This is a genomic window from Nocardioides sp. NBC_00368, assembly GCF_036090055.1.
Classification (GTDB): domain Bacteria; phylum Actinomycetota; class Actinomycetes; order Propionibacteriales; family Nocardioidaceae; genus Nocardioides.
Window position 1 is genome coordinate 2,074,737 of the sequence record NZ_CP107970.1, and the last position, 16,588, is coordinate 2,091,324.

The window sequence follows — 16,588 nt, forward strand, 5'->3', positions numbered from 1 at the left end:
GCATCCCGACCCTCAGCGCAGCGCGATCGGGTTCACCGGCGCTCCGACGGCTCCGGTCACCCGCAGCGGTGCCGCGGTGAGCAGGAAGTGGTAGCGACCGTCCTCCGCGCACGCGTCCGCCAGGCCGTCCAGGTCCCACATCTCCCCGAGGAACAGCCCGAGGTGCGGGATCGCGACCTGGTGCAGCGGCTGGAAGGCGTCATCGAACTCGTTGGGCCGCACCTCGAAGCCCCAGGTGTCCGTGGCGATCGCGGCGATCTCGGTGCGGTGCAGCCAGTCGGCGGTGGTGAACGACAGCCCGGGGGCAGGGCCCCCGGCGTAGCCGCCCCAGCCCTGTCCGGCCGCGACGCCCCGGCGGGCGCGAGTGAGCTGCCCGGTGCGTACGAGGACGATGTCGCCGCGGCCGACGGCGGCACTGGCGCCCTGGGCGCGGATCGTCTGCTCCAGGTGCTCCTCGGTGATCGCGAAGCCGTCGGGGAGCTCACCGTCGGTGCCGACCGCGCGACCGACGTCGAGCAGCACCCCGCGGCCGCAGACGACGTCGGCGACCGTCTCGATCCCGGTGACACCATCGCCCAGCGAGGTCACCACCGCCTCCGCCGGGCGGCCGTTCCAGGCGCGCCCGTGGTCGAAGATGTGGCCGAGGCCGTCCCACTGCGTCGAGCACTGCAGCGGCATCGCGATCACGTCGTCGGCGCCGCCGATCCCGTGCGGGAAGCCCTGGACTCCGGCGACCGCGTCGGTGCCGGTGTCGAGCATCGTGTGCACCGGATTCGTACGCCGCCGCCAGCCGTTCTGCGGCCCGTCCATGTCGAAGGGCAGCGAGAGCGAGTAGGACCGGCCGGTGCGGACCAGCCCGGCGGCCGAGACCCGCTTCGCGTCGGTGAGGAAGTTCATCGTCCCGCGGACGTCGTCCTCGCCCCAGCGGCCCCAGTTGGAGACCCGGGCGACCGTCTTGGCGATCTCGCCCTCGGGATCACTGCGATCCAGGACGGTCACGACGCGTCCAGCTCGGCGAAGGTGTCCGCGACCCAGTCGGCGATGAAGCCGGTGACGTGCGGGAGGTGGTCCAGGCCGATGTGCTCGGTGGCGCCCTCCTCGGGCGTGAAGATCCTCAGCTCACGCTTGGGGCTGTTGACAGCCTGGTCGTAGGAGCGATGGGCGTAGGAGAGCGGGATCTGCCGGTCGTTCTCACCGTGGGCGATCAGGAACGGCACCGTGATCTGCTCGACCACTCCGTCGAGGTTGACGTCCTCGGCGAACCGGATGAACGTGTCGATGTCCGGCTGCCCCCACACCCACAGCACGTGGTCCCAGTAGTGCGGCACCGGGTTCTCTCCCTCCCGGTCGAGGCGGCGCTTCTGCACCGCGCCCCAGTCGTGGTTGGCACCCCAGGCCACGCACAGCGCCAGCCGCTTCTCGTACGCAGCCGCGCGAGGCGCGTAGTAGCCACCGAGCGACCAGCCCACGAGCCCGATCCGGTCGGCACGTACGTCCGAGCGCGTCTCGAGCCAGTCGACGCAGGCCGCGGCCCAAGCCTCGGTGTCGACGCGAGCGGTGAGCCCGTCCAGGCGCAGCGCCTCCCCGGCGCCGCCGCAGTCGACCATGAGCGTCGAGATGCCACGCGCGGCCAGCTCGGTGTGGACGCCGGAGCCGACCATCATCTCCTTGGTCGAGTCGAGCCCGTTCCACACGATCATGACGGGCGCCGGGCGGCCGTCGGCGTTCGCCGGGTGGAAATAGGCGGGCAGGCTGGTCTCACGGCCGTCCTCGGCGTACGGGATGGCGACCTTCACCGTCGGCTGGTCGAGCAGCTCGAAGAAGCGGACGAGCAGGTCGACGCTGCGCTGGTACTCGGCGTTGCGGCCCGGGTCCTTCGCGCTCTGCATCCGCTCGGCCTGGGAGACGTAGACCGAGGCACGGAAGAGCTTCTGCCCCGCCGTACGCCGGTGGCCGGCCTTCTCGGCCTCGCCGGCCTGCTCCTCGAGCTGGTCGGCGACGCGGCGCCAGGCGGCCATGAACTCGGCGGTGCCGACGTCGGAGCCCTGCGCGGCGAGCTCGCGCAGCGGCCGGCAGGCGCGGTCGACCTCGTCGATCAGTCCGCCGGAGTTGAGCGTGGCGACCACGCCCAGGTTCCAGACGTAGTTGCCGGGAAAGTACTCGAACATCTCTTGTCCTCTTGGTTGTGATGGATCTCAGCGCAGCGCGTCGGAGAGGGGCTTGGCGCCGGCGTGCGAGGCAACCCCGCCGTCGACGGGGATCTCGGCACCGGTGACGTACGCCGCCCCGTCACCGAGCAGGAAGACCACGACCGATGCGACCTCCTCGGGGGTGCCGACGCGGCCGAGCGGGGCCGCGGCGACCGAGGCCTCGCGGAACGCGTCAGGCGCGGAGGCGGTCATCGCGGTCTCGATGAAGCCGGGATGCACGGCGTTGACGCGGATCCCCCGCTCCCCCAGCTCGAGTGCCGCGGTGTGCGTGAGCCCGCGAACGGCCCACTTGCTGGTGGTGTAGGCCACCGGATAGTGCCCCTGCAGCGCGGCGAGCGAGCCGATGGTGACGATCGACGCGCCGGCCGGCATCAGCGGCACCAGCGCCTGGATGCCGAGCAGCGGCCCGAGCACGTTGACGTCATGGGCATCCCGCATGTCGGCGACGCTCGCCGCGCCGACCCGGGCGCGCCGGGTCACACCGGCACAGCTCACCAGCCCATGGATCGGCCCGGCGAGCTCGTTCGCCAGCTCGGCCCAGGCGTCCTCGTCGCGGACGTCGAGGGCCCGTACGCCGGGCGCGGAGTCGCGGTCGACGCCCACCACCGCCCCGCCGACCGCGGTGACAGCGGCGGCGACCGCCGCGCCGATCCCCGAGGCGGCGCCGGTGACGACGACCGTACGTCCGGCCAGCGAGCTCATCGGGACGCCTGGCGGGCAGCGGCCCGGGCCGCACCGTCGCGGCGGCGCACCGGCGGCAGCTCGAAAGCGGACGGGGCGAGCACGACGGTGTTGGTGAGGGTGCCGATCCCCTCGACCTCGAGGGTGACCACGTCACCGGGCTGCAGCGGCTTCGGCTCCTGCGCGCCACGACGACCCCAGAGCTCGGCCAGGCACCCGCCGTTGCCGACGGTGCCCGAGCCGAGGACGTCGCCGGCGACCACACGGGAGTCGCGGGAGGCGTACGCGATCATCGTCTCGAAGGTCCAGCCGATGTTCGAGAGGCGGTCACGGCCGACCTCGGTGCCGTTGACCGACACCGTGCACAGCAGGTCGAGGAAACCGTCCTGGTCGCGGTGAGGCTCCAGCTCGTCGGCGGTCACGATCCACGGCCCGAGCGTGGTCGCGAAGTCTTTGCCCTTCGCCGGCCCGAGACCGACCTGCATCTCGCGACCCTGCAGGTCGCGGGCCGACCAGTCGTTGAGGATCGTGTAGCCGAAGACGTACGTCCCAGCCTCCTCGGGCGCGACCGACCGGCCCTCGGAGCCGATGATCACCGCGACCTCCAGCTCGAAGTCCCGGGCCTCGCAGGCCGCCGGGAACGCGACCTCCGCATCCGGCCCGAGGATCGCGTGCGGGTTGGTGAAGTAGAAGGCAGGGGCGTCGTACCAGGCATCGGGCACACCGACCGCGCCGTCGACCGAGCGGCGGACCCCCTCGACGTGCTCCTCAAAAGCGACGAAGTCACGGACCGAGGCGGGCTCCAGCGGCGCCAGCAGCTCGACGTCGGCGGGGTCGAGGGGGTCCGCCGCCCGGGCATGGTCGGCGGCACGGTCGAGCACGTCGCGCCCCGCGGCGATCAGTGAGCGCATGGTGTGCCGGACGGCGAACGGGTGCAGGCCGTCGTCGGTGACCAGGCCGACGCGGGGCACGCGCAGACCTCGGTCGAGGAAGGTGGCGAGCTTCATCCGGCCCCCTTCTCAGACCGGCGGGGCGACGAAGACGCCCTTGTCCGGGTCGTTGAAGGACTTGCCGGCGATCAGCTCGTTCATCGGGTTGGCGGTGCCCCACTGGTCGGTGACCTCGGGGTCGCTGAAGTCGTAGAGGTGCGGGTGCCAGGTATCCTCGACGAGCTCCTCGAGCTCGGTGGTGTACTCGATCGTGTTGCCGTGCGGGTCCAGGAAGTAGCTGAAGGTGTTGTTGCCGGCCAGGTGCCGCCCCGGCCCCCAGATCTTCTCCACGCCGGCGCGCAGCAGCCGTCCGGTGCCGCGCATGTACTCGTCCAGGCCGCGCATCTCGAAGGAGGCGTGGTGCAGGGCGACGTGCGGCCCGCGGGCGACCGCGAGGCTGTGATGGAACGTGTTCGTACGCAGGAACCACATCATCGAGCCCAGCCGCGGGTGCATCAGGGTGTCGGAGAGCGCGAAGCCGAGGTGGCGCTGGTAGAACGCCACCGTCTGCTCGGGGTTCGGCGAGTTGATGACGACGTGGGAGAGCTTGACCGGGACCGACTCCCCCTCCTCGATCTGTCGATGTTGCCGCACGGCAACATCGCAGGAGACCTCGACCGTACGTCCGTCGTTGTCGAAGAAGCGGAACCCGTAGCCGCCGCCCGGGGTCAGCACGGGGCCGGGCTCGCTGACGAGCTTCACGCCGGCGCGCCCGAGCCGCTCGGCCATCGCGTCCACGTCGGCCGGGCTGGCCGCGCCGAAGGCGATCAGGTCCAGCCGCTTGTCGTCGGCGCGGCGCAGGCGCACGGAGTAGTGCTCCGGGGAGCCCTCCGCGGCCAGGAACGCCAGTCCGCTGTCGGTCGTCTCGGCCGTGAGCTTCCAGGTGTTCGTGTAGAACTCCAGCTGCCGCTCGTAGTCGGGCACGGCCAGGTCGACGTGGCGCAGGTGGGTGATCAGCCGCTCGGCGGGCGGGGTCTCGACGGCGGGGTCGATGATGGTCACGGTGTTCTCCTTCGTGAGGCAGGTTCGTGAGGTGGATGAGGTCAGGCCGGGTCGCTGACGAGGTCGGCGACGCGGGCCATCAGGCCGGGCACGTCGCCGCGCTCGTGCGCCTTCAGCCAGGTGCAGAGCTGGAGCGAGGCCTCGACGACGGCCTTCGCGCGCGGCAGCCGGCGCTCGGTGAACGCGGGCCAGACGGCGTCCAGATCGTCGAGACCGGTGAGCAGCTCGGCGAGCACCGCGGCGTCCTCGAGCGCCTGGGCCGCGCCCTGGGCCATGGTCGGCGGGCAGCTGTGGGCGGCGTCGCCGATGACCACGACCCGGCCGCGGTTCCACGGGCCGTCGACGACGTGGCTCTCGAAGTGGGTGTGGTTCACCCGCTCGGCGTCGGTCAGCGACGCGCGGATCTCGTCCCACGGCCCGTGGTACGCCTCGGCCAGCTCGCGCATCACCGCCAGGCCCGCCGCCGGCGAGAGGTCGGCCCGGTCCTGGGCCGGCTCGACGATGTAGGCGTAGAGGGAGTCCGGAGAGGTCGGGCAGTAGCCGGCGATGTAGGACGGTCCGCCGTAGAAGAGGTCGGTGCGGGTGACGTCGGCCGGGCGCCGGGTGAAGGCGCGCCAGATCCCCATGCCGACCGGCTCGGGCTCGACCTCGATCCCGATCGCCCGACGCGTCCACGACCGCACCCCGTCGGCGCCGACGACGAGGTCGTAGCGCCCGTGCGAGCCGTCCGCGAAGGCGACGTCGACGCCCGCTGCGTCCTGCTCGATGCCCGCTGGGGAGACCCCGAACCGCACCTTGGCGCCGGCCGCGACGGCGCGGTCGAGGAGGATCCGGGCCAGCGCGGGCCGGTACATCCCCATCGTCGCCGGCAGATCCGGCCCGCCGGTGCGGTGGTCCTCGAGCTCGACCAGGAGGGTCCCGGCCGGGTCGGGCGCACGCAGCCCGAGGGTGTCGTAGCCGTAGCCCTCCGCCCGCACCCGCTCCCACACGCTTAGGTCGCGGAGCACGCGCAGCGCGTTGCCCTGCAGCGTGATCCCGGAGCCGAGGGCGGAGAGATCCGGCTTGGCGTCGACGAGGTCGACCGAGACGCCGCGCTCGGCGAGCAGGATCGCGGTCGCCGTTCCGGCGGTTCCGGCGCCGATGACGAGAACCGAGCTGATGGCGGGCATGAGATCTCCCTGGAGGTGCGGGGGTGGAGTGACGAGCACCACTCTGACTTCCGCGAAACTATTCAGGAAGAGCAGATCTCCTATCCCGCTTATACATGGTGTTTATAGTCGGAGCATGGCCGTCGATCCGCTCCGCAACCTCGATCTCAATCTGCTGCTCTCCCTGGACGCACTGCTCGAGGAGCGCAACGTGACCCGCGCGGCGGAGCGGCTGGGACTGAGCCAGCCGGCGGTCTCGGCAGCGCTGCGACGCCTGAGGCGCCACTTCGGCGACGAGCTCCTCGTCCGCATCGGCAACCGCTACGACCTCACACCCCTGGCCACCCAGCTGCGCGGCACCACGACGACAGCGCTCGTCGGCGTTCGCCGGGTCTTCGAGGCCGAGCCCGGCTTCGACCCGGCGACCTCGACCCGCGAGTTCACCGTCGTCGCCTCGGACTACTCCGCCACCGTCCTCGGCGATCACCTCGCCACCGAGGTGGCGCGGGACGCCCCCGGCGTACGCCTGCGGTTCCAGCTGCAGACCCACAACGACGTCGACCAGGCGCCGGAGTCGCTGCGACACGTGGACGGGATGATCCTCCCCCACGGCTTCGTCCACGACGTGCCCGCCGTCGAGCTCCACACCGACGGCTGGGTGCTGGTCGTCTCCGCCGACAACGACGCCGTCGGCGACGAGATCACCATGGAGCAGCTCGCCGAGATGCCGTGGGTCGTCACGCACCATGCCCCGACCGCCTTCACCCCGGCCGTACGCCAGCTCAGCATGATCGGGGTCGACCCCGACGTCCACGTGGTGACCGAGAGCTTCCTGCCGGTCCCGTTCCTGGTCGCCGGGACCCCGCGGGTCGCCCTGCTGCAGCAACAGCTCGCCGCCCGGCTGGCCGGCGCCGCCGGCGTACGCACCCTCGACTGCCCCTGGGACGTCCTCCCGCTCAAGGAGGCGTTCTGGTGGCACCCCGCCCACCGCGCCGACCCGGGACACGGCTGGCTGCGCCGGATGATGGCCCGTGCCGCGGCGCAGCTGGGCCAGCCGGACTGACCCCAAACCATCGACGGGGCTGATACCCGACAGAAGCAGGTTTGGCTTCCGCAATACCTTCCGCGTCTCCGACGATTCTGTGACTGCTGTCACATCATCTCGGCCGACCGTGGGAGACCCCATGCCCGACACCATCGCGCCATCCCGGCGAGCCGGACGCCCTCAGGGCTTCCTGCTGATGTTCATGAGCTGCCTGCCCGTCCTCGGCGCCGTGCTGCTCGCTCCCGTCCTGCCGCGGATGCAGGACCACTTCGGCGACAGCGGCGCGGCGACCGCGCTGGTGCCGCTCTCGCTCACCGTCCCGGCGCTGATGATCGCGCTGCTGGCGCCGTTCGCGGGCCGCATCGTGGACCGGTTCGGTCGCAAGCGACTGCTGCTGACCGGCCTGGTGGTCTACGCCGTCTTCGGCACCGCGCCGCTGTGGCTGGACGGTCTCGCCGCGATCGTGCTCAGCCGCGCCGGGGTCGGCGTCGCAGAGGCCGCGATCATGACCTGCTGCACGACGCTGATCTCCGACTACTTCTCCGGCACCCAGCGCGACCGCTGGCTCGGCATGCAGACCGTGTTCGCGTCGCTGTCGGCGACCGTGTTCTTCGCCCTCGGCGGTGCGCTGGGTGCCCAGGACTGGCGCACCCCGTTCTGGCTCTACGCCTCCAGCCTGCTCTTCCTCGTCCTCGCTGCGGCACTCATCTGGCAGCCCGCCGGCGAGACCACCCGGGCCGGCGAGCGCGCACCCCTCCCACCGTTGCCCACCCGCGCCCTCGCGCTGCCGTGCGCGGTCAGCGTCATCGGTGGCATCGTCTTCTACACCCCGATCGTGGAGCTGCCCTACGTGCTCGACGCGGCCGGGATCACCGCCGTGCCCACCATCGGCGCGTTCACCGCGCTCGCCTCGCTCGCGACAGCCGGTGGCGCGTACGCCTTCGGCCGGGTCTCGAGCCGTGGCACCGCCACCTTGCTGCCGATCGCCTTCGGACTGGCAGGGATCGGTCTGGTGGTGCTCGGGGCCACCTCGGTGGTGCTGGTCATCGTGCTCGGCGCTGTCATCGCCTCGGCCGGCACCGGCCTGATGCTGCCCACCCTGCTGGTGTGGGCACAGTCCGGGCTCACCTTCGAGCAGCGCGGCCGCGGCACCGGCCTGTGGACCGCCGCCCTGTTCCTCGGCGAGTTCGTCTGCCCGCTCCTGGTCGTCGCCTTCACCGGTGCCCTCGGCGGCCTCGGCGCCGCCGTCGTCCTCGTCGGCGCTGTCGCCATCCTCGTCGCCCTCCTCACTCGGCGCGTCCTCACCCGCGACGTCGCCCTCGCCGCCTGAACCAAGGAGCTCGATCCATCGGCTGAGCTCCTCCTCGCGTCGCGGAGGTGAGGAACCGGCATTCCCCGGGTACCGGTCCGGGCACCAGATCAGTCGACCGTACGAGGCCGGCCGTCACCGCAGAGGGAGCATGCCATGACCGTTGCCTTCACACCTGTCACCGTGGCCGCGCGGGCACGGCGGCTTCCGTGGGGGCAGACCCTGACGACTGGGGCCGCCGGCGCCATCGCCTTCTGGGTCGGCGCCGTCTTCCCGGGGCCGGCGGGGGAATTCCCCTACTATGCGCCCCTGGGCGCGGTGGTGGCGATGTCGTCGACCGTGATGGGCTCGGTACGCAAGTCCGTCCAGAGCATCGTCAGCATCTGGCTGGGCTCGGCGATCGCCCTGGCGGTCGGGGCGGTCCTCTCGCCCAGTCCCGCGACCGTGGCGCTGGTGATCGCGGTGGGAACGATCGCGGGGACCTGGAGCTGGCTCGACGACACCGGCCACTGGGTCCCGACGGCAGCCCTGTTCGTCCTGATCATCGGCACCGAGGATCCGGTGGCGTTCGTGAGCGCCTTCGGCGGACTCACCCTGATCGGGGCTGCCATCGGCGTGCTGATGACGGTGCTCTTCCCACAGCTGCCTCTCGCGCCGATGGAGCGGGCGATCACCGACGTACGCGCAGAGGTGTTCGTCCAACTCCGGCGGCTCGCGCAGGCGCTGCACGAGGGCAGGCCGCCGACCGAGAACGAGTGGAGCGAACATCGGGCGCAGCTGGAGCCAGCCGTGCAGAACATGCGTGCGGCCCGACAGCTCGTCGTGGAAGCGGCCCGCGCCAACAGGCGTCGAGAGCCCCACCGACTCCGTCTGGAACGACAGCTCGAGCAGGCGGCCAGCCTGGAGAGGGTGTGCCTCCTGGTCGAGGAGCTCACCCAGCTTCTCGAGGAGGAGGAGCGGGCGGAGAACGATCTTGTCGGGCTCGGCCCCGAGCTGCGGCCGCACACGGCGCGAACACTGTTCGCTCTCGCGGACCTGGTCCGGTCCGGAGACGGGCGCACCGCGGACCCGGACGTCAAGGCGGACGCGCAGGACGCTCTGTCCGCGCTCGTCGACCGGATCCAGGAGGTACGCGTGGGCGACTCGCCCGACAACGAGCTCTTCACCGCCGGCAGCATCGTCACCACCATCCGGCGGTGCCTGGAGACTCCACGCCCGGTCAGCACCGCCGAGGAGGCCACCTGGACACCGTGAGGGTTGCCGGACGTGGCATTCTGACCAGCATGCCCCTGAGCCTGCCCCGCCTCGCGTTCGCTCTCCTCGCCCTTCTGGCCGCGCTTCTCGTGATGACCGCCTGCGGCGAGGACGACCCGGCCAAGGGACGTACGCCCAAGCAGGTGCTCGCGGCCGCGAAGAGCCACCTCGACGAGACGAGCGGGATCAACTTCTCGCTCGCCTCCGACGACCTGCCCGAGGGCATCACGACGCTGAAGGCCGCCACCGGCACGCTGACCCGCGAGCCGGCGTTCGAGGGCAAGCTCACGGTGCCGGTGATGGGCGCCGAGGCGCAGGTCGACGTGGTCTCGGTCGACGGCGTCGTCTACGCGAAGCTGCCGTTCACGACCGCCTTCCAGGAGCTCGACCCGGCCGACTACGGCGTGCCCGACCCGGCCGCGCTGATCGCGCCGGAGACCGGCATCTCCTCGCTGCTCTCGGCCACCGAGGACGTGAAGATCGGCAAGTCGGTGCGCGGCGGCGCCGACAACGACGAGATCCTCTCGACCTACACCGGCACCCTGCCGGACACGGCGGTCCAGAAGATCCTGGCCGGCGCGGCGGGCGACTTCGACGTCACCTACATCATCAACAACTCCGACGAGCTCACCGAGGCCACGATCGAGGGCCACTTCAGCGGTGAGGGGGAGGCGGCGTACTCCTACACGATCGACATCACCGAGTACGACGTCGAGAAGGAGATCGCCAAGCCGTGAGGGTGATCCTCTGGCTCGCCGCGATCGCGGTGGCGTTCGCCGCCGCCGACACCTACGTCGTCGTGCTGGCGCTGCCGGACATGATGGCGGGCGTCGGGCTCTCGATCGAGGAGCTCCAGCGGGCCGCGCCGCTGATCTCGGGCTTCCTGCTGGGCTACGTCGCGGTGCTGCCGCTGATCGGACGCCTCGCCGACCTCCTCGGCCACCTACCGGTGCTCGTCGGCGGCCTGGTGGTCTTCGCCTTCGGCTCGTTCCTGACCGCGCTGTCGTGGGACCTGGCGGCGATGGTGGTCGGCCGGTTCTTCCAGGGGCTGGGCGGTGGCGCGCTGGTCCCGGCGACCCTCGCCCTGGTCGCGGCGCTCTACCCCACCGAGCGCCGCGGGGTCCCGCTCGGACTGGTCTCGGCGGTCCAGGAGCTCGGCTCCGTGCTCGGACCGCTGATCGGGGCGGGTGTGCTGGCGGTCGCTGACTGGCGCGCGATCTTCCTGCTCAACCTCGTCGTCGGCGTCGTGCTGGCGGTCACGATCCGGCGACTGGGCCGCTCGGACCCGGCGCTCGCCCGGTCCACCCGACCGGACCTGATCGCGCTGCTGCTGTTGCTGCTCGCCGGCATCGCGTTCGTGCTGCTGGCGATCGAGCCGGCGGCCCTCGTCCAGGACCTGACCTGGGGCGCGCTCTACGTGCCTGCGGCCGGGTCGACGCGCTGGCTGACCCCGCTGGGCCTGATCACGATCATCGCCACCCTCGGCTTCGTGCTGAAGTGGGGCCTGCGGCCCGGCGTACGCAGCGTGCTGGGCCGGATCACCGCCGAGGTCGACCTCCTCGGGGCGTTGCTGCTCTCGATCGCCCTGGCCGGAGTGATCCTGGCCTTCGCGACCGCCGACCCCGAGGTGGCGGTCTTCTCCGAGCAGGGCGTCTGGTACCTCGTCGCCGGCGGGCTGGCGCTGCTCGGTTTCGTCTTCCACCTGCGCCGGGCGCAGGACCCGATCGTGCCGCGCGGTGCGTTCGCCCGGACGCCCGCCTGGGGCTCGGTGCTGATCTCGTTCTTCGTCGGGGCGGCGCTGGTGGCCGCACTGATCGACGTGCCCCTCTTCGCCCGCACCACGATCTACGGCGACAGCCAGCTCAAGGCCGCGCTGGTGCTGCTGGAGTTCCTGGTCGCGCTTCCGGTGGGCGCCGTCGCGGGCGGTTTCCTGACCCGGCGGCTGCCCGCGGGGGTGATCGCGGGGGCCGGGATGCTGCTGGCGGCGGTGGCGTTCGTGTTCATGGCTCGCTGGGACGCCGACGCGCTGCGCTCGATCGCGGCGACGGTCGTGCTGGTCGCGGGCGGCCTCGGCTTCGGTCTCGCCCTGGCGCCGGTCAACGCCGCGATCCTGGCCACCACCGCGCAGTCGATGCACGGCCTGACCACGTCCTTCACCGTGGTGGCCCGGATGGTCGGCATGCTGGTCGGCATCTCGGCGCTGACCACGATCGGCCTGCGCAGCTACTACGCCGCCCAGGCCGACCTGCCGTCGCTGTCCTCGGTCTGCACCGGCGGCGGCATGTGCCAGGACTACCAGGACCTGCTCATCGGCGCCGCCATCGCCCAGGAGCACACGGTCTTCGCCGGGGCCGCCGTCTGCGCCGCGATCGCCGCCGTCCTCTCCGTGGTGCTGCTGCGGGGCGCGCCGACCCGGGCACTGTCGCCGAGCGAGACCGTCACCGCGCTCTAGGAGGTCTCGACGTACTCCGGGCGGGTGGAGCCCATCCGCTCGTGGGTCGCGTTCCGACGCCCGCCGGCCCGCTCGACCACTCCGAGGGCGGTTCCGAGACCGAACGTCGGCATGTTGCCGTAGAGCGTCTCGACCTGGTCGGCCGGGACCCGGTAGGTCTCGTGCCAGATCCCGATGTCGCCGGTCGAGGCCGCGCGCCGGTTGAAGGCCGTCCAGGCCGGAGCGTGGGTGAGCGACGGGTCCTTGGCGAACCGGCCGAGCTCCTCGACGCTGCGCCAGTACTGCACCGTCATCAGCACCCTCCCCGACCAGTAGCTGCGCGCCGAGAGCAGCCCGAGGTCCGGGTTCTTGGCGAGCTCGGCGAGCATCCGTGGCATCGCGACCAGCACCGGGAACCAGCTGCGCACCTTGCGCCAGCGGTTGACGCGCATCCCGATCAGGAACACGACGACCTCGCCGGTGCCGACATCGGCGACGCGGTGGCCGGGCGTGACGCCGCTCGGCACGTTCTTCGGAGCCTCCCGGTAGGCCCTGGCGATCTTGGACATCCCCGTCTCCTCGCTAGATAGTGACAGTATCTAGTCTAGGATAGTGCTCCTATCCAGCAGGTGTGTCAACCGGTTTCAGGGAGGAACCATGCGGATCTCCGAGCTCGCCGACTCCACCGGCGTGAGCGTCGCGACGATCAAGTACTACGTGCGCGAGGGCCTCCTCTCCCCCGGCAGAAAGATCTCCGAGCGCCTGGCCGACTACGACGACCAGCACGTACGCCGGCTGCGCCTGCTCCGCGTGCTGCGCGACGTCGGCGCCGTCCCGGTCGGAGCGCTCAAGGCACTGGTCGACGCGACCCAGGATCGCGGCGCGTCGGTGCACGACATGTTCGGCAAGGCCTGCGACGCGCTCCGCACCGAGACGACCGTCCCCGAGACCAGCGACCTCCATCTCCGCGAGCTCGCCGACCAGATCGTCGATCGGGCGGGGTGGACGAAGGTCAGACCCGACGCCCCCGAGCGGGACCGCCTCGCCGGCATCATCAGCGTCATCCTCGACAGCGGCCTGCCCACCGATCCCGAGGGTGCGGCGACCTACCTGCCCCTCGTGGACGCGATGGCCGCCTACGAGCTCGACCAGATCGACGCCACCCAGGACCGCGAGGCCATGATGGAGCAGATGGTGCTGGGCCAGGTCGTCCTCGGCGAGTTCCTGCTCTGCCTGCGCCGACTGGCCCACGAGCACCACAGCGCACTGCGGTTCGCTGGGCGCCGCTGACCTAGGCCGTGTCTCCCAAATCCACGCCCGCTACGCGACGTTTCGCATCCGATCTGGCTGCGTTGCCGCCGCTCGACAGCCTCCAGGATGCCTTCACGGCGGACGCCTTGCCAGATCGGCCCGAAACGCCGCTCGCGGCCGCCGTGTCTTTGGGAGACACGGCCTACCCGACCCGGATCTGCAGACGCTCGCGGGCGGGGATCCGCGGATAGGTGCTCCCGCGGTCGACGACGCTCCAGGAGGCAGCGGCGAAGATCTCGACGGTGGCGGAGATCATCGCGATCGTCGAAGGCTCGCCGGGGCATCGGTGGCCCTCGGCCGGGTCTCCGCCGCCCTGCGGCACGAGCTCGAACGCGTCGACGTCACGGCCGACGAACCGCCCGGCCGAGAAGGTGTAGGGGGCGGACCACGATCCGGGGTCCAGGTTGGTCCCGGGGACGTCGAGGACGACCCGCTGCCCCGGAGAGACGATCTGGCCGTCCCAGTCGGCATGCTGCCGCGCGACCCCGGCGAGCGCCGGGACGAACGGAAAGATGCGGCGTACCTCCTGGGTGAAGGCATGGCGCTGCGAGGCATCCTCGGCGAGCGACGGGCGCAGCCGCGGCTCGTCGTCGACGGCCTGGACGGCGAAGGTGCCGAGGTAGGCCACCGCGACGGCGGGACGGAGCACGTTGAGCAGCTCGACGGCGGCCACCGCGACCGGCAACAGCTCCTCGTTCGGGTCCCGCCAGGCGGCGATGACCTCCACAGGTGTCGAGGGTGGGGTCCGGGCCGCCCGCGCCTCGCGGATCAGCTCCCGGGCCCAGCGGTTGGCCCAGAGCCGAGCCGCCCACGCCGTCGGGTAGGACGTGCCCGAGAAGCCGAACCCGTCCACGATCGCGGCCAGCCGCCGACCGACCCGGCCGGGGTTGCGCACCGTGATGCCGGCCCATTCCAGGACCGCCCGGGCGTAGACCTCGGACAGCAGCGTGAACACCCTCACCGTCTCGCCGCGACGTTCTGCCAGGGCAGAGCCGAGGTGGCGGCGTACGAGATCCAGGAGGGTGGTGTCGGCATCGTCGAGCAGGGCGAGGAAGTGCGCCTTGCGGAGCAGGTGCTCCTCGCCGTCGAGGCCGTGGACCGCGCCACGACCGAAGAGCAGGGCGGCCAGCGGGACCGGCACCGCGCCGGTGCGTCGGATGAGCGAGGGGTCGTAGAAACGGCGTACGGAGGCGGGACCGCTCACCACCAGCGCATCGTCCCCGAGGAGCTTGACAGGGCAGGCGGGCGGGTCGCCGGCCCGGCGGCGGGCGTCGGGGATCGCATGGTAGCCGTGCCGGAGCAGGTCCGCGGCGAGATCTCGGGTCATCCGGGCCGCCGTCAGGAGCCGCTGGTGACCCGGTCGCTCACACCGGTCACTCCGACCTCGTGCGCGCAGTGCGCGCAGCAGAACATGTGCTGCTCGTTCTGCACGCCGTGCCCGAGGATGCGGGTGCCGCAGTTGACGCACACCGGCGCGATCACGGACACCGCGCACTCGATCGAGTCGAAGACGTGGTGCTCACCCGAGGCCGTGGTCACCTCGAAGCTCTCGTCGTACTCGTTGCCGCACGTGGCGCACTTACCCATGATCGGTCCTCTCCATCGACTTCATCACCGGACTTCACTCCGGACACCGCGCGGCCCGGGGCCCCTCGAGGGCACCGGGCCGCACAGTCTCTAGGTGAAGATGCTCACCCCACCGGGGCCGACCAACAGACCGACCACGATGAGGACAGCTCCCCACAGGATTTGGCCACGGACCAGCGCAAGGATTCCGCCGATCACCAGGACTGCCGCGATCAGCCATAGGATTAATGCCATCTTGATCTCACCTCGGTGTGTAGTTGTTGCGGGGGATGCTCAGACGTTCCCGTCCAAGCGGCTACGGAGCAGTGCCTTCGCCTCCTCGGCACCCTGAACGGAGTTGGCCTGGGCGCGGACGAACAGGTCCTCCAGGTCGGTGTCCTTCGAACGGCGCGCGTCCTCGATGTAGGTGTTCAGACGCAGCGCGTTGTCCAGGCAGGCCTCGGTGAACCAGATGAGGTTGTAGTCCTTGTCAGGGGTACCCGTGACGGTTCCGGTCTCAACGCTCTTCGTGGTCATGCGGATCACTCCTCATGAGTTCTCTCTTGCGTACGTCCCACCCGGTACCCACCCCGCGCCCCGGCAAACCCTCCCGGCCTGACCGTCCTCAACTGCCGCTGCTGGCGACCCAGCGGAGCACGTCGTCCCACTCGTCGAGGAACCGGTCGAGGCCGTAGCGCCTCCTGGCGTGACGGCGCCCGATGAGCCCGGCCTCCTCGGCGACGTCAGGATCCTTCATCAGGTGGCGTACGGCCGGGACGATCTCGTCGCGGCGGGTCGTGACGAAGCCGGCCTCGTGCGGCACCGCGAGGGGGGTCTCGGTCGTGGCCAGGGCGACGACCGGCATGCCCAGGTGCATCGCCTCGATCAGGGAGAGCCCCAGCGACGTCCAGCGGTTGAGGTGGACGTAGACACGTCGTCGCGCGAGGTGGTCGTGCAGATCCTGCTGCGAGTAGTTCTCGTACGTCCGCAGACCCTGGTAGTCGGGCAGGCGCTCGACGCGCATGCCGAAGACGTCGGCGCCGACGCCCTCGGCCAGCGCCGGGATGAGGTCGGCGCCGACCGAGCGGCCTCGGCGTACCGGATCGTTGACGACCACCCCGGCGCGCTCGATGTCGCCGGTGTAGCGACGGCCCGGGTCGACGATGCCGTGCTCGATCACGGTGGTCGGGGTGCCGCCGCAGTCCCAGACGAGGTCGTTGAAGCCGGTGACGTGCACGATCGGGATGTCGCCGCCCGCCATCGGGTGACGGGTGTCGGGCACGGCACCGGCCGGGGTGTTGTGCTCCAGGTAGATGGCCGGTACGTCCCGACCGGGCCGCCGTCCGCCGAGCCACTGCTCGGCCAGCTCGACCTCGTGCGGACGCTGGAGGACGACGACGTCGACCTCCTCCTCCGCGAGCGCCTCGATGCTCACCTCGCGGGCGGAGGAGGGCCAGTCCCAGGTGCGGGCCCGGCCGAGCCCGTCGGGGCCGCGGTCGGGCGTGGTCGGCAGGAGGTAGTCGTGGCGACCGTGCACGAACGCCGTCGTCCAGGAGCCGTGCACGTGCCAGATCAGGATTCTCATTCCCCCTCGGTGCCCGGGAGCACCTTCGGTGATGCGGCGGGGCAGGACAAGTTCGGC

Annotated in this window: 18 protein-coding genes; 6 read left to right on the forward strand and 12 right to left on the reverse strand. The window is 71.3% G+C overall.

What is annotated here, in order from left to right; translation table 11 throughout:
- Nucleotides 1-12: 12 nt before the first annotated feature.
- The 6 genes from OG984_RS09885 to OG984_RS09910 are packed head-to-tail and all read right to left on the reverse strand — an operon-like array spanning nt 13 to nt 6,051.
- On the reverse strand, nt 13-999 hold the full coding sequence (locus tag OG984_RS09885) for a cyclase family protein (protein WP_328531418.1): 987 nt from the start codon (nt 997-999) through the stop codon (nt 13-15).
- Nucleotides 996-2,168, reverse strand: a complete 1,173-nt coding sequence (locus OG984_RS09890; RefSeq protein ID WP_328531419.1) for an alpha/beta hydrolase family protein — start codon at nt 2,166-2,168, stop codon at nt 996-998. Before OG984_RS09890 ends, OG984_RS09885 begins: the two co-directional genes overlap by 4 nt.
- A 27-nt stretch (nt 2,169-2,195) precedes the next feature.
- The gene (locus tag OG984_RS09895; RefSeq protein WP_328531420.1) at nt 2,196-2,912 is read right to left on the reverse strand and encodes an SDR family oxidoreductase; all 717 of its coding nucleotides are present in this window, start codon (nt 2,910-2,912) and stop codon (nt 2,196-2,198) included.
- The gene (locus OG984_RS09900) at nt 2,909-3,898 is read right to left on the reverse strand and encodes a fumarylacetoacetate hydrolase family protein (protein ID WP_328531421.1); all 990 of its coding nucleotides are present in this window, start codon (nt 3,896-3,898) and stop codon (nt 2,909-2,911) included. The genes OG984_RS09895 and OG984_RS09900 overlap by 4 nt, the downstream gene beginning before the upstream one ends.
- A gap of 12 nt (nt 3,899-3,910) precedes the next feature.
- Nucleotides 3,911-4,882, reverse strand: coding sequence for a VOC family protein (locus tag OG984_RS09905; protein ID WP_328531422.1), 972 nt, complete (start codon nt 4,880-4,882; stop codon nt 3,911-3,913).
- Nucleotides 4,883-4,923: 41 nt separating this feature from the next.
- Nucleotides 4,924-6,051 carry an FAD-dependent monooxygenase gene (locus OG984_RS09910; protein WP_328531423.1) on the reverse strand — a complete coding sequence of 376 codons (1,128 nt, stop codon included), beginning with the start codon at nt 6,049-6,051 and terminating at the stop codon, nt 4,924-4,926.
- A 115-nt stretch (nt 6,052-6,166) separates the two neighbouring features.
- Here OG984_RS09910 and OG984_RS09915 point away from each other — a divergent pair, with 115 nt between their 5' ends.
- From OG984_RS09915 to OG984_RS09935, 5 genes are all read left to right on the forward strand, one after another.
- Nucleotides 6,167-7,093, forward strand: a complete 927-nt coding sequence (locus tag OG984_RS09915; protein WP_328531424.1) for a LysR family transcriptional regulator — start codon at nt 6,167-6,169, stop codon at nt 7,091-7,093.
- 121 nt (nt 7,094-7,214) lie between these two features.
- A complete protein-coding gene (locus tag OG984_RS09920) occupies nt 7,215-8,405 on the forward strand; it encodes an MFS transporter (RefSeq protein WP_328531425.1) in 1,191 nt (396 codons plus the stop codon).
- Between the two features lie 135 nt (nt 8,406-8,540).
- On the forward strand, nt 8,541-9,638 hold the full coding sequence (locus tag OG984_RS09925; protein WP_328531426.1) for an FUSC family protein: 1,098 nt from the start codon (nt 8,541-8,543) through the stop codon (nt 9,636-9,638).
- 29 nt (nt 9,639-9,667) lie between these two features.
- The gene (locus OG984_RS09930) at nt 9,668-10,375 is read left to right on the forward strand and encodes an LppX_LprAFG lipoprotein (protein ID WP_328531427.1); all 708 of its coding nucleotides are present in this window, start codon (nt 9,668-9,670) and stop codon (nt 10,373-10,375) included.
- Nucleotides 10,372-12,090 carry an MFS transporter gene (locus OG984_RS09935; RefSeq protein WP_328531428.1) on the forward strand — a complete coding sequence of 573 codons (1,719 nt, stop codon included), beginning with the start codon at nt 10,372-10,374 and terminating at the stop codon, nt 12,088-12,090. The genes OG984_RS09930 and OG984_RS09935 overlap by 4 nt, the downstream gene beginning before the upstream one ends.
- On the opposite strand, the gene OG984_RS09940 is transcribed toward OG984_RS09935, so the two are convergent.
- Nucleotides 12,087-12,638, reverse strand: coding sequence for a DUF4188 domain-containing protein (locus OG984_RS09940; RefSeq protein WP_328531429.1), 552 nt, complete (start codon nt 12,636-12,638; stop codon nt 12,087-12,089). The genes OG984_RS09935 and OG984_RS09940 overlap by 4 nt on opposite strands.
- A gap of 88 nt (nt 12,639-12,726) precedes the next feature.
- Between OG984_RS09940 and OG984_RS09945 the strand changes: the two genes are divergently transcribed.
- Complete coding sequence (locus tag OG984_RS09945) at nt 12,727-13,359, forward strand: MerR family transcriptional regulator (protein ID WP_328531430.1); 633 nt, start codon at nt 12,727-12,729, stop codon at nt 13,357-13,359.
- 163 nt (nt 13,360-13,522) lie between these two features.
- Here the strand turns inward: OG984_RS09945 and OG984_RS09950 are convergent, their stop codons facing one another.
- The 5 genes from OG984_RS09950 to OG984_RS09970 all read right to left on the reverse strand — a co-directional run bounded on the left by OG984_RS09950 (nt 13,523) and on the right by OG984_RS09970 (nt 16,531).
- Nucleotides 13,523-14,707: a hypothetical protein gene (locus OG984_RS09950; RefSeq protein WP_328531431.1), complete on the reverse strand. Its 1,185-nt coding sequence runs from the start codon at nt 14,705-14,707 to the stop codon at nt 13,523-13,525.
- 11 nt (nt 14,708-14,718) lie between these two features.
- Complete coding sequence (locus OG984_RS09955; RefSeq protein WP_328531432.1) at nt 14,719-14,967, reverse strand: hypothetical protein; 249 nt, start codon at nt 14,965-14,967, stop codon at nt 14,719-14,721.
- A 90-nt stretch (nt 14,968-15,057) separates the two neighbouring features.
- Entirely contained in the window at nt 15,058-15,201 is a 144-nt protein-coding gene (locus OG984_RS09960; RefSeq protein WP_328531433.1) for a GPGG-motif small membrane protein, read from the reverse strand.
- A 39-nt stretch (nt 15,202-15,240) separates the two neighbouring features.
- Nucleotides 15,241-15,483, reverse strand: a complete 243-nt coding sequence (locus OG984_RS09965) for a hypothetical protein (RefSeq protein WP_328531434.1) — start codon at nt 15,481-15,483, stop codon at nt 15,241-15,243.
- Nucleotides 15,484-15,571: 88 nt separating this feature from the next.
- A complete protein-coding gene (locus OG984_RS09970; RefSeq protein WP_328531435.1) occupies nt 15,572-16,531 on the reverse strand; it encodes a glycosyltransferase in 960 nt (319 codons plus the stop codon).
- Nucleotides 16,532-16,588: the final 57 nt, after the last annotated feature.

Coding starts and splice junctions, on each gene's coding strand:
- OG984_RS09965 (WP_328531434.1), bottom strand. CDS start 15,483: ATGACCACGAAGAGCGTTGAGACCGGAACCGTCACGGGTACCCCTGAC.
- OG984_RS09890 (WP_328531419.1), bottom strand. CDS start 2,168: ATGTTCGAGTACTTTCCCGGCAACTACGTCTGGAACCTGGGCGTGGTC.
- OG984_RS09925 (WP_328531426.1), top strand. CDS start 8,541: ATGACCGTTGCCTTCACACCTGTCACCGTGGCCGCGCGGGCACGGCGG.
- OG984_RS09915 (WP_328531424.1), top strand. CDS start 6,167: ATGGCCGTCGATCCGCTCCGCAACCTCGATCTCAATCTGCTGCTCTCC.
- OG984_RS09895 (WP_328531420.1), bottom strand. CDS start 2,912: ATGAGCTCGCTGGCCGGACGTACGGTCGTCGTCACCGGCGCCGCCTCG.
- OG984_RS09930 (WP_328531427.1), top strand. CDS start 9,668: ATGCCCCTGAGCCTGCCCCGCCTCGCGTTCGCTCTCCTCGCCCTTCTG.
- OG984_RS09960 (WP_328531433.1), bottom strand. CDS start 15,201: ATGGCATTAATCCTATGGCTGATCGCGGCAGTCCTGGTGATCGGCGGA.
- OG984_RS09940 (WP_328531429.1), bottom strand. CDS start 12,638: ATGTCCAAGATCGCCAGGGCCTACCGGGAGGCTCCGAAGAACGTGCCG.
- OG984_RS09970 (WP_328531435.1), bottom strand. CDS start 16,531: ATGAGAATCCTGATCTGGCACGTGCACGGCTCCTGGACGACGGCGTTC.
- OG984_RS09955 (WP_328531432.1), bottom strand. CDS start 14,967: ATGGGTAAGTGCGCCACGTGCGGCAACGAGTACGACGAGAGCTTCGAG.
- OG984_RS09945 (WP_328531430.1), top strand. CDS start 12,727: ATGCGGATCTCCGAGCTCGCCGACTCCACCGGCGTGAGCGTCGCGACG.
- OG984_RS09950 (WP_328531431.1), bottom strand. CDS start 14,707: ATGACCCGAGATCTCGCCGCGGACCTGCTCCGGCACGGCTACCATGCG.
- OG984_RS09900 (WP_328531421.1), bottom strand. CDS start 3,898: ATGAAGCTCGCCACCTTCCTCGACCGAGGTCTGCGCGTGCCCCGCGTC.
- OG984_RS09910 (WP_328531423.1), bottom strand. CDS start 6,051: ATGCCCGCCATCAGCTCGGTTCTCGTCATCGGCGCCGGAACCGCCGGA.
- OG984_RS09920 (WP_328531425.1), top strand. CDS start 7,215: ATGCCCGACACCATCGCGCCATCCCGGCGAGCCGGACGCCCTCAGGGC.